Annotated in this window: 7 protein-coding genes; 4 read left to right on the top strand and 3 right to left on the bottom strand. The window is 45.9% G+C overall.

Going from position 1 to position 13,054, the window contains the following annotated elements:
* Positions 1-102 precede the first annotated feature (102 nt).
* The gene (locus tag AB8599_RS15940) at positions 103-1,311 is read left to right on the top strand and encodes an EAL and HDOD domain-containing protein (protein ID WP_407333890.1); all 1,209 of its coding nucleotides are present in this window, start codon (positions 103-105) and stop codon (positions 1,309-1,311) included.
* Positions 1,312-1,315: 4 nt separating this feature from the next.
* A complete protein-coding gene (locus AB8599_RS15935; protein ID WP_407333889.1) occupies positions 1,316-4,675 on the top strand; it encodes an ATP-binding protein in 3,360 nt (1,119 codons plus the stop codon).
* Positions 4,676-5,311: 636 nt separating this feature from the next.
* Here the strand turns inward: AB8599_RS15935 and nhaA are convergent.
* The 3 genes from nhaA to AB8599_RS15920 form a co-directional block, all read right to left on the bottom strand.
* Positions 5,312-6,523 carry a Na+/H+ antiporter NhaA gene (nhaA, locus tag AB8599_RS15930; protein WP_407333888.1) on the bottom strand — a complete coding sequence of 404 codons (1,212 nt, stop codon included), beginning with the start codon at positions 6,521-6,523 and terminating at the stop codon, positions 5,312-5,314.
* A 178-nt stretch (positions 6,524-6,701) separates the two neighbouring features.
* Complete coding sequence (locus AB8599_RS15925; protein WP_407333887.1) at positions 6,702-7,181, bottom strand: PaaI family thioesterase; 480 nt, start codon at positions 7,179-7,181, stop codon at positions 6,702-6,704.
* 201 nt (positions 7,182-7,382) lie between these two features.
* On the bottom strand, positions 7,383-7,904 hold the full coding sequence (locus tag AB8599_RS15920; protein ID WP_407333886.1) for an NUDIX hydrolase: 522 nt from the start codon (positions 7,902-7,904) through the stop codon (positions 7,383-7,385).
* A 253-nt stretch (positions 7,905-8,157) separates the two neighbouring features.
* Between AB8599_RS15920 and AB8599_RS15915 the strand changes: the two genes are divergently transcribed.
* Both AB8599_RS15915 and AB8599_RS15910 read left to right on the top strand, forming a co-directional pair.
* The gene (locus AB8599_RS15915) at positions 8,158-9,480 is read left to right on the top strand and encodes a DEAD/DEAH box helicase (protein ID WP_407333885.1); all 1,323 of its coding nucleotides are present in this window, start codon (positions 8,158-8,160) and stop codon (positions 9,478-9,480) included.
* A 275-nt stretch (positions 9,481-9,755) separates the two neighbouring features.
* Positions 9,756-13,034: a glycosyl hydrolase gene (locus AB8599_RS15910; protein WP_407333884.1), complete on the top strand. Its 3,279-nt coding sequence runs from the start codon at positions 9,756-9,758 to the stop codon at positions 13,032-13,034.
* Positions 13,035-13,054: the final 20 nt, after the last annotated feature.

The raw sequence follows: 13,054 nt of genomic DNA, 5'->3' as shown, positions 1-13,054 counted from the left end.
GATTTCTTGCGGCGGTTTCGCCTATTTAGCGGAAAAAGAAGGAAAAATGCGGTAGGTAGTCTAAATTTTAATTACATGTCTCATTAATAGGATGGCGACTGCGTGGCCGAAGTATTTTTCTCATGCCAACCAATCTTTGACAACGAGTTGCAACATTGGGGTAGCGAATTGCTATTCCGCGAGGGTTTGGAGAACAAGTTTCCGTCTGTCGATGAAGACACGGCAACTTCACGTATTTTGAGTGCTAACTTTTTAGTCAGTTCCAATCGCAAAGCTGAAATACGGTATATCGTCAGTTTTGGCGAGTCATCATTGCTTGACGAAATTCCATTGGCGATGCCAGCTCAGCATCTGATTATTTCTGTTACTGAGGATTGCCTGCCTTCGCCAGAGCTCGTGAGTAAGCTTAGAAATTACCGCTCCGAAGGGTATCGCATTCTGATGGATTGCAAAGCCATGACTAACGAATGGCGAAAATACCTCGAGCTGGTGGATATTTTCAGCATCAGTATGGAGCGAAGTCATCCCGCTGATTGGCAAGATGCCATCGCACAGTTCTCGCAGCAAGTGTTCTTGGCTCGGAAAGTAGAGACGCAAGAAGAGCTTGTCGAGGCGCAAAGTTTCGGATTCGCGTTGTTTCAAGGGTATTTTTTTGAAAAGCCGCAGATTGTTCGTACCGCCGACGTCGCACCTTCAGTCATGTCGCTGCTTGATGTCTGCATTATTATTAACCGCAATCCAGATGATATTGATACGTTAACGAAAATCATTTCCAAAGATGTGTCTTTGCTTTACAAGGTCATAGCAAGCGCAAATATCTTGGCAAAAACCAAAACGAACAAAATTTCAAATCCTCGTCAGGCTGTTATTTATTTGGGGGTGCAATCGCTAAGGCGTTTGGTTTCCCTACTAATCATGTCCAACCTTGATCACCAACATGCGGCCCAACTTCAGAGCGTTGCGCTCTGTCGAGCAACATTTTTATCGTCACTACAACTGGACTCTAAAGCGTTCAATCAGGACGAAGGGTTCATTGTTGGTGCGTTTTCTATGCTTGATGTCATGCTCAGTAAACCCATGTCCGATATTATTTCTCATCTCGATTTATCTCCCGATGTGAAGCGTGCGTTGGTGGCAAAAGAAGGCGTTTATGGCAACCTTCTTGCGTTGTGTCATGATATTGAACACGCCAATTGGAACGGTTTATTGCATTGGTGCAATCAGCTCAAACTTAATGATAAGACGGTGCTAAAAGATTTCGAGCAGGCAAGAAGCAGCACGGCTGACATCACTTCCAGTATGCAGGTTTAGCCTTATGTTCATGATAAGAACAAAATTGGCCGTCATCTTATTGATAAGTGGTACTTTAATACTCAGTATGTTTGGGGCGTTTAATTACGTGAAAACCCATGAACGACTTCATGGTGAGTTGGAATATGAGATTTCGTCTATCGCTACTCGGTTGTCTTATCGCTTGCCTAATCAGCTTTGGAACTTTGATTTTGAGACCGTTATTAATGACCTTGAAAGTGAAGCGCTTTCTCGATTTGTCTATCGAATCGAAGTCGTTGCCAACGACGACAGTTTTCGCCACATCACGCCACCCAAAGATGGTCGATTCGACAATGAATTTCGACTTCACCGTTTTCCAATCATGTACGAAGAACTTGATAAACCAAGAGCGGTTGGTGAACTGATTATCTATGAAGACCCAAGACCGATCGACAACACGCTGACATCGGAAATCGTATCGGGTATCTCGCAGGTATTTTTGCTCGATCTGATGATCATGTTCTTGATTTGGAAATACGCGAGTGCCATTAAGGAAATTGAATCCAGCAAAAACTACCTCAACACTATCATTCACAGTTACAAAGACGGACTTCTGGTGCTGGGGGAAGACCACAAGGTCTCAACACTGAATGACGCCGCAAAGCGCATGTTTGAGCTTGATGATATACCCATAGAGGAAACGTCGTTAACCAATATCATTTCGAAGGTTGTGCCCGATTCGCGCGCCTATTTTTCGCAAGCCTTGTATGGGTTTAATACCAAAAATTTGAACTATGAACTCGTTCGCTCCAAAGATAAGGTCATCGTTCAAGTTCGTTCGACGAAAATTGAAGTTAATGATATGCCACTTCAAGTCGCCATCATTCGAGACATTACCGAGCAACATGTTGATAAAATGAAGGTGTCGAAAGGTGCAGAACTCTTTTCTGCAGTGAAAACACTTCAAGATAAGTTTCTTGTTAGTGATGATTACCACAACAGCTTTAAAGAAGTACTCAAAATACTGCTGAGGATCGGTGAAAGCAATCACGGATTGATCGTTGAAGTTGATTATAGCGAGAAAAATAATTATCGAGCGTTGGCGCAAACCCGTCTTATTGCCAATGGGTATGTGTCTGAAGAATTTGTCAAAAGTGTTGTCACCAAGGTGATTGAAACCCAGAAAGGGGACAGAAGCCTACAAGTCGCTGGCCTGACCACCACCAACAACAAATTGATTATCAACTCGCTGTGTATGCCTCTTTTTCTCTCTAATCAACTGGTTGGAGTGGTCTGCTTATTTGATGAATCGACAAGCTACGATGACGATTTGCTCTCATGGCTAGAGCCCGTGCTGTCGAGCCTGAGTGCTATGGTTAACTTCGTTCGCCAAAAGAAACTGAACGATTTAATCTCAGAAGAAATGCGACACGCGAAAGAAGATGCAGAGCGAGCGAATGAAGCCAAAACCAATTTCCTCGCCATGATGAGTCATGAAATCCGAACGCCCATGAACGGTATAGTGGGCATGTCCAATTTGCTTAAAGACACACCTCTCAATCAGCAGCAATCTTATTTTGTCGATACGCTTGTTCATTCTTCAAACGCTTTACTCAACATCATCAACGATGTTCTCGATTTGACCAAGATCGAAGCTGGGAAAATGCAGCTTATTGAGCAAGATACTGAGCTGGTTGATTTGGTTCATGACGCTTTAGTTGTTTTCCATGCTCGGGCAGTAGAGAAAAGCTTGCGTCTTCACTGTTTGATTGAACCTGATCTCCCCCGTTGGTTAGTGATTGATCCTGTTCGTTATACCCAAATAATTCTTAACTTGGTGGGTAATGCCGTCAAATTTACCAAGCAGGGCTCGGTGATGGTGCACATCAGCCGGGTTAGTCTTGATGGAAAGTCGTTGTTACGTTTGAGGGTGAAGGATACAGGCATTGGTATTCCCGATAAAAACCAACAGGCCATTTTTGAAAACTTCACGCAAGTCGACAACTCTTATTCTCGCTCCTATCAAGGCACAGGCCTTGGGCTACCGGTTTGCCTGAAGCTCACTGAGCTTATGGGTGGCGAATTAAAAGTGGTCAGCCAGGAAAATATGGGGACGACATTTACTGTCGACATCCCATTAAAAAGCGACAGAGACAATGTGGACACCTTATTCAGTGGCATGTCATTGCGTGAAGATGTGCGCAAGCTTCAGGTGGTTATTGCCACAAATGACACCCAGCTATTCAAGGTTTTCAGCACTTATCTTTCAAGTGTCGGCATGGATGTGTCTCAGTTTACGCCGGGCCGCACTCCCAACGAGTCCATTACAGATTCAACATTGCTGTTCATTGATGACAGCGTGATGGGGGATTTGCGTCCCGTCATTAATCAGGCAGCAAACGCAATTATGATCAGTCACGATGGTGTGATTGATCAATTAGGTATGCCATGTCTGATAAACCCGGTGAACCCAGATACATTGATTCACTCGTTGACGATTGATGAGTCTTTACCAGCAAGTGTGGATGAAAAATCTCAAGCGTTTGTTAGGTTTGAAGGTCTGAACGTACTGGTTGCAGAAGACCATTTAGTGAATCAAGACTTGATGATGTTGGTACTCAATAGTTTGGGTTGTAACCCAACGCTAGCCGACAATGGTCTTCAAGCGCTCGAACTGCACCGCGAGACGCCGTTCAATCTGATCCTTATGGATTGCCAAATGCCAGAAATGGATGGATTTGAGTCAACCAGTAAAATTCGTGAGTTTGATACTGAAACGCCAATCATTGCTGTAACGGCTAACGCGCTCTCCGGTGACGCTGAGCGCTGTATTCGTTCAGGTATGAACGCCCATTTAGCCAAACCATTTACTAAAGAGCAGTTGGTCAATTTAATGCTGCTCTATGTCAGCAGTGACTATGTATCGAATAGCGAGATTGAACACTATGCTTCCGCGCAAGTTGATGAAAGCGAGTGTGTTCAAGTTGATCAGGACGAAAAATCCTCAGACAAAGATCAACGTTCTGAAATGGCACCGATAGTGTCGACAACCTGCTTAACTGACGAAAATCCATCCTTAGATCTCGATCGGATTCGTGATCAAGTCGGTGACAGCGATGAACTTGTTCAGCATATTCTTGGGCGTTATGTGTTGTCGCAACAAGCAGATATTGACGCTTTCCAACAGTCACTCGACAGTGGTGACATCGCTGCGGCAAAAAAAATCGCACACCGCATGAAAGGTGCTGCATCAATGATTGGTGCGGATGATCTGGCTTCGTTGTGCCTTTCCATCGAAAAGATGAATAGTGACCAGATAGAAGATTTGAAAACCCTCCTGCCAAAACTGAGCGAGTACACTGGCGCGATTATAAAAGAGGTCGAATCACTGAGTATGAGTTGATGTGAATGGATTCATACTTAAACAACCTCAAGATGCTTGTTCAGCGAGCGTGTGTTCGCTGTCAGGTGCAGTGCGGTTTTGACAACATAGTTGATATAGTTTGAAAATCTGCACTCGCACTCACCCTCAACTTGACCATCCGAAGGACTCATGTGACCTGAGCATTTGACTGCGGATATCCATGTGTTTCTGTCCGAGTTTTCGCATTTACGTCTTGTCACACTTCCTGAGCAATTCCACCAAAAGCATAGTGATATATACAGCTATCTTGCGGTGCTATTACATCCCAATTTCATCTCTATTTTTTGCCTGAAATCACATACTAAATTTGTGATAAAAACAGTATACATTACTGGACTAAATAGAATGATTATAAATCAATGTGTTACGAGTGGAATTCGCATGTGGATAAATGAATTTTTATCCACAGAAACAGTTGATAACTAGGTAGACTACCTCCTGAAACACTGTTGCAGTGCGGCTTCTATAAATGTCAATAGAGGTGACTTTATGGGGAAAAAAACATGCTGATAGACTGGCAGAATTTCTGACTTATGCTCGGCAAAATTAGGGGCAGATATGCGCACTTTTTTGACGCGGGTAAGGGCAACTTTGACGCGGGTAAGGGCAACGTCTTCAGTCTTCGTCTGTATTTATTTGTTCAAGATTAGACTTAGAGGACAGTTGAAAGGTCAGTTTAAGCGCCATATAACCCAAGACGGCGGCAAGTATCGATGCAATAAAAATGGAGATGCGAGACAAGTCTACCAATCCACGCGTATCGAGATCTGGGAAAGCCAAAGTGGTGATAAAAATAGACATAGTAAAACCAATACCGCACAAGATGGATGCCGCCATGATGTGCATAAATTGCACTCCTTTTGGCAAACTGGCTATCCCCGCTTTAACCGACACATAGCAAGCGATAGAAATCCCAATGGGCTTGCCGAGTAACAACCCCAAAATGATGCCTAAAGGGAGGGGCTCGCTCAGCATGCTCATATTGAGGTTGTCTAGCGGCACACCTGAGTTGGCAAATGCAAATAGCGGCAGTATGACAAAGCTACTCCACGGGTGAATACCATGCTCAAGATAGCGTAGCGGGCTTCTGATGCGGTGATGTTTGATTTTGAGCGGAACGGCGAAGCCAAGGATCACGCCGGCAACTGTGGCGTGCACGCCAGATTTTAGCACCGCTACCCAAAGAATTGCGCCGACTAATAAATAGCCGGTTAATCGCGCGACCCCTTTCGCGTTCATATAGAAAAGTGCAGCAGAAGCGAGCACCGAAATAGAGAGCGCTAACACGGACAAATCACTACTGAAAAACAACGCAATAATGATCACTGCACCAAGATCGTCGATCACCGCTAACGCTAACAAAAACACTTTCAAACTGACGGGTACCGTTTTCCCAAACAGTGCCAATACGCCCAACGTAAAAGCGATATCTGTCGCTGCGGGTATTGCCCAGCCGGAAAGTGCTTGTGGGTCGTTGGCGTTGAAATAGACGAAAACGAGGACAGGCACTACCATGCCACCGATGGCTGCAATAGCTGGAAACATGGCACGAGATCGGGTTCTGAGTGCCCCTTGCATTAACTCTCGTTTAACTTCCAACCCAACAAGTAAAAAGAATATGGCCATCAAGCCATCATTAATCCACAGCAAGAGATTCTTTTGAATATCCAGTGAACCAATTTTGAAATGGATTGGCATATCGAGAAGGGCGAGGTAATAGGGGGCAAGAGGAGAATTGGCGATAAGCAAAGCAGCAAATGCTGATGCGATGAGAAGAATACCAGGAGCAGTATCGAGTTTGAAAAATTCGCCCAGTTTTGTAATCAAAACGCGCTCCGCCGAACAGCCTGTAATACTTAAGTCTAATAACTAAAAGGAGAAAAGGGCAAAAACTTACCCATGTCATTTTAGAGATTTTGTGTGTTCTAACTTGGGCAAGCCAAGAATAGGTAGGCTTATCAGTACGTGATGCGGTTCTTACTGAGCGTGTTCAGAATATTACAGGTTACTTGTTTATCGCTTTTACAGAGAGCGTGAGATCAAAAACAGCCATGGGTTCGTCACCATGCAGTGAAGGGCAAGTTGCTGTAATTCGCACTGATTGATTGACGCGTTCACCGCTTTCCATGGTTTGGTCGAGCATTTCGTCAATCAGTTTTCCATCATTGCAGGTAAACACAACATCCGCTTCCGGGCGTTTTAAAAACTCGGCGGTAACGGCTTTGAATGCGAGAGATATTTTTTTGCCGCGCGTTTCCGTTTTACTCATGGCCATAAAGCCGCCAGCCACATCAGCACCGACTGCCAATACGCCAAAATACATGCTGTTGAGGTGGTTTTTGTTTCTGCGTTTGAGCGGAATACGAATTTGAACAGATTCATCGTTCAGCACCAGTATCTTAGGTCGGCAATACCATATCAGGGGCACTTTGAAGAATCCGAACAGATTGAGCATGCGATTGGCGTGTGCGAGGGATTGTTTCATTATTCATCCTTGATATGAAATGGCATCACTCACGTTAAAGGCTCAACTGGTCGGATGTCAATGTTAAGGCTTTGTTATTGAGGCGCGATGTGATCAATCCACGATAAGCATCAAAGGCGATATTCTTTGGTTTTTTCTTTGGACTGTTTAGCGAGTTCTATGAACTGAACAGAAAAACAGCGTCTGGCGTCTGAGGTGGATTTAACCGATCAATCCAAGTAGCTGTGCCCGACAAAACGCCACAATGGTTTTACTATCTTGAATTTCGTTTTGTGCAATCATTCTCGCGACGTCTTCGACAGAAAAATGCACCACTTCTAGCACTTCGTCGTCATCCAGTTCGCCATCACACGCTGAAACCTGTTTTGCGACGTACAGATACTGCGTTTCATCACAAAAGCCGGGAGCGGGAAGGGACTCACCAATTTTGTGCCATTCGGAAGCTGACAATTGCACCTCTTCTGCCAACTCTCGTCTTGCACATAAATCGGGCGATTCTTTTGATTCCATGGTGCCTGCGGGGAATTCATAAATCCAACGATCGATAGACGGTCGATACTGGTGAATCATCACCAATTTTCCATCGTTGGCGACAGGCAGTATCAGCACGGCACCAGGGTGAGTGACGGTGACATGTTTGGTGATTAACCCGTTGGGTAAAGTGTGCTCACGCTCTTCAAGGGTGAAACGCTTCCATGCATAAAGGGGATTGGATGTTGTCATTGATAAGGTTCTCGACAGGATTAGGTTGGGGCTGCAAAGGTGATACTGCGCGTTACGCTACCGTTATCAACGACAAATACCGACGGATAGATGTTAGCTGTCGGCGAAAGTGTGATCACGCACAATAAAAATGTGTCGTAATGCAGAAATATGATAAGATCCGCGCCTATTTCTGTGGGGCGTAGCTCTGCGTTGAAAAACATAACGATGACGCAGTAACGACCTGTATATAAAGAAACATTGGAGTATCACCTTGCAATTTGAAGACCTGGGTTTAGACAAACGCCTGCTAAAAACAATAGAACATTGGGGTTTTGACTCCGCGACAGATGTTCAGGCATCCGCCATTCCTGTTGTCAATGCCGGGAAAGATTTGTTGGCGTCGTCTAAAACGGGCTCAGGTAAAACACTGGCCTTCTTGCTCCCAGCGATGCAGCGCGTGATGCGCGCCAAAGCGTTAACCCGCCGCGATCCACGTGTTGTTATTCTTGCCCCTACGCGTGAGCTGGCAAAACAAGTGTATGGTGAGCTGCGTAAATTGATTGCGGGCACACAATACAAAGCGGTGTTGATACTTGGTGGTGAGAACTTCAATGATCAAGCGAAAGAATTTCGTAAAGACCCAGTGTTCGTGGTCGCGACCCCTGGTCGTCTTGCTGACCACCTTGAGCATCGCCATCTGAGCCTAGAAGGGTTGGAAATGCTGATCCTTGATGAAGCAGATCGTATGTTAGATCTGGGTTTTGCACCTCAGCTTAAAGCGATTAACGATGCTGCTGCTCACCGCCGCCGTCAAACGCTGATGTTCTCTGCCACACTCGATCATCGTCAAGTGAACGACATTGCTGCAGACATGCTGAAAGAACCTAAGCGTGTTGCCATTGGTTTCGTGAACGAAGAACACAAAGATATCGAACAACGTTTTTACCTGTGTGACCACCTAGACCATAAACAAGCCTTGTTAGATCGCGTGCTAGCTGATGAAGAGTATCAGCAGTTGATGGTATTCACCGCAACGCGCGCTGACACCGAGCGCTTGGCGAATCTCTTTGTTGAGCGTGGCATCAAGGCTGTCGCACTGAGCGGTGAGATGAGCCAAAGTGCGCGTAACCGCATCATGAATGAGTTTGAGCGCGGCTTGCATCGAGTGTTGGTCACAACAGATCTGGCATCGCGTGGTTTGGACATTTCAAACGTTTCGCACGTTGTGAACTTTGATATGCCAAAACACTCGGAAGAGTATGTTCACCGTATTGGCCGTACAGGTCGCGCCGGTAATAAAGGTATTGCGATTTCATTCGTAGGCCCGAAAGACTGGAACAGCTTCAAAAGCATAGAAGGCTTCCTCGACAAGAAAATGACTTTCGCAACCTTTGACGGGTTGGAAGGTAAATTTAAAGGTCTGGTGCCACCACGTAAGAAAACGTTCAGCAAGAAACCGACACAAGCGAAGAAAACCAACAAGCCAGCTTCCAAAAAAGCAGCGCCGAAGAAGCGTAACAAAAGTTTCTATCAGGGTGTGTCTGTGGGTGAAGATGTCTTTATGGTTAAGAAGAAAAAGCCTGTCGAAGAATAACTTTCGATTGAATAAGAAAGCGCCTAAGTTAAGGCGCTTTTTTTATGCCTAAATTTTGGGAATGCGTCTGCGGCACTGCAGATTGTCTTGTTTTTGAAGCTTATGATTCGCGCTTTGCTATTTGGTGATAAATGCGACGACAACCGTCGAAGTTGTGATGAATCAACGGGTGTTGAAGAGGCGGCATACATATACTGCTCAAAAAGAAAGCGCTTTCAAAATGAATTGTGAATCATTAGAAAGTGGTTGGATTCTTAGCGAATGGATGTATCCCTTTGAGTAATTTCAGAATTTTTGCCTACCTCTGTCTATCATTTTTATTATCTGCCTGCGGCGGAAATGGTGATGGTGACGAAACCCATTCAGAAACGACGATTACTTACGCCTTAAGTGTGGTAGTGACTGATCAGGATTCGAATCAAGGGATCTCCAATGCCATCGTCGATGTATCAGGCAGGACTCAACGGACAGATACCTCGGGTAGAGCACTATTTTCCTTACCGAGCGGTAACTACATAGTGGCGATATCACATGCTGATTTTGGCAGTTTAGTTCGCAATGTCACCGTGGGTAGCGCGGATAGCGGAATAGACATTACGCTAACCAAAACGATAACCACTGACGGTTCGGAATCTGGCTCTGGCAGCACAGAAGACACCAATGGTTATGTTTTCCATTCAGAGAATGCTGATTCATTCGATTTTGCAGAATCCGCTGTCTCTTGGGGCTCCAATTCAACGATCAATACAAACCCCTTAGACGCCACCTATGAGCGTGCTATTCAGGTAACAAGTGGCACAGGATATGGCGTTCCTTATGCCGAACTTGCTTGGGGCAATCGCATTCCAGCAGATGCTATTGATGCGTCGGCGTATAACCAACTTCGTTTTAAAGTGAAGAGTACCTTTGCCACGCAAGTTGAAGTGTCCATTCAGGGCGTGAACAGCACCGAAGACAAAAAGCCTTATGCGATGAATACCGGTACAGCACTCAGTAACGGCTGGATTGAGATGCAGGTTCCGTTTCCAGCGTTTACCGATTTAACGTGGATTGGCCTTCAATTTTCAGGTCGTGGCACTGTGCTGGTGGCGGATGTATATCTGATTGAAGCTGAAGGGAACGACAATATTTATACTGGTGATTATGTCATTACACCGTATGGCGCTGGCAGCATTTCAGACACGTTTAATCCAGAAGGCTATGGCTGTGCAGAAGACCACGGCTTTTGGGTGTATAACGCAGGCGTTGTGAAGCCAGGGGTAGAATCTTGCTCCAACATTGGTACGCCAACTCAAATATTCCCTCAGCTTGTTCCTGAACTCTCAGATCAACCTGTGCCTACTCACAAATGGTGGGGCTCAGTGTCTTTCTTAGGGGAAATGCGCATTGGCGACCCTCACAGCGCTGGGTATATCACCCCGGACCCAATCAGTGCGCGTATCTCTGAGCGCGGCTTTCGAATGCTTGGGATTCCTAGTGGGCTTCGAGGTGCGGTTGATAAGTTTGAATACACAGTACCCGCGCCGTTTGATGAAGTCTTTGATGGTATTGCCATTGCCAACTCGCAGTTTAGCGACATGGAAGGCTACCTCAAAGATCACAGCGATGGCGCAATGACCGTCGAATGGCGAAATGGCACAACACCTATCATGGAAGCGACCTTTGTACATGGTTCGCCTTATGTGTATGTGAAAGCGTTTCGTGGCGACATAGTGCTGAAGACCCTGAGGGCTAACAGCGGTGAAAAAGGCACGTTTGCTGATTCAAACAACATGCTGGGTGTTTGGACCAGCATCGCGGGAAATTACACCAACTTTTTGGTTGTGGGTGAGGGTGCCACGACGTTTAGCGGCAAAACGAGTAACCGTATCACGATACAAAACAGCGCCAAAGAAGCGACCATTGTACTGTTACCGGGCAGCAGTGTACCCAGCAGTGCGGTAAGCAATCAGTTTGCTGCGTTGGCGCGTCAAGTTGTTCGTAATGTTGAAATTGATTACGAAGTTAATCGCGCCAATAACCAAGTTACAGTGACGCACAGTTATCTTGATGCCAATGGTAACCCGATAGAAACGTTGGCAGGTTTGCACCCACTGCATTGGAAGAACAGCAATGCTTCGACTATCAATCATAAAATGCGCAGTGCGCGGGGTGTGATCAAGTTTAGCCAAACCAATTCGTTTTCTTACACCATGCCGTTTGTTGGGGTATTGCCGACGCTTCCGAGCACACTTGGGGACTTTAACATCACTACATTACGCAGTCTGGTGACAGAATATGTTAATAAAGGCTCGAATGGATGGAACCCATACACAGACACCTATTGGTCAGGTAAGAGTTACGGAAAAGCGGCGGAAGTGATTGCCATCGCCCGTTCTATTGGTATGGAAGCAGAAGCTAACACCCTGACTGCGTGGTTGAAGTCTGAACTGGAAGATTGGTTTAGTGCAGACACCAACGGTGGCTTAGATACGGTAAGGTATTTCGTTTATGATGAAACATGGACAACCTTGCTGGGCGTGGAAGAGTCGTTCGGTACGCACCAACAACTTAACGATCACCATTTCCATTACGGCTACTTCGTGCGAGCCGCTGCGGAAATTTGTCGTACCGACAAATCATGGTGTGGCGCTGATCAGTACGGCCCTATGGTCGAGTTGTTGATCCGAGATTATGCCGCGAGCAAAGGGGATGACATGTTCCCTTACCTGCGAAATTTCGACCCTGCGAATGGCTTTTCATGGGCGTCAGGTCACGCCAATTTTGCGCTCGGCAATAACAACGAATCGACATCAGAAGCGGCCAACTCCTATGGTGCGATTGTGCTTTACGGCTTGATCACGGGTGACGATGAGTTAGTTGAAAAAGGCATGTATTTGCACGCGTCGTCCAGTGCGGCGTATTGGGAATACTGGAACAACCTCGACGGCTATCGCAATCGTTCGCCGCAGTACCCAAACAAAGGGGATGATTACGATAACTTCCCGCCGGGTTACAACAAGATCACTACCTCAATCATTTGGGGCACAGGCGGCGTTTTCTCTACCTGGTTTAGTGGCGCTTATGCACACATTCTTGGCATTCAAGGGCTTCCGCTTAATCCATTAGTTTTCCATGTCGGCCTCCATGCGGATTACATGAAAGACTACGTTGAACTTGGTTTAACTGAGTCCAGCAATGGAAAAGCATCGGGTTTGCAAGACGGACATTGGCGAGATATATGGTGGAACCTATGGGCCATGACAGATGCTGATGCGGCCATTGCGGACTATGAAACGCGAGGCTCGAATTATGTCACCGAAGAAGGTGAATCGAAGGCGCACACTTACCATTGGATACATACATGGAAGGCGTTAGGTCACCTGGTTACGGGAACAGGAACGTTAACGGCTGATTCCCCAACAGCGGTAGCGTTTAAGAAAGGTGATACGCTCACGTATATGGCTTATAACTACGGGAGCACGACGCAACAGGTTCAGTTTAGTGATGGTGTAGTGCTAACGGTTCAACCCAACGGTTTTGGCATTCGCACAACAACAGCTAACGCCAACTAGACTCGCCTTTGGCCGAAAGA

The organism is Enterovibrio litoreus, assembly GCF_045679545.1.
Taxonomy (GTDB): Bacteria; Pseudomonadota; Gammaproteobacteria; order Enterobacterales; family Vibrionaceae; genus Enterovibrio.
The sequence above is the reverse complement of the archived record's forward strand: the minus strand, read 5'-3'. Positions and strand labels throughout refer to the sequence as shown.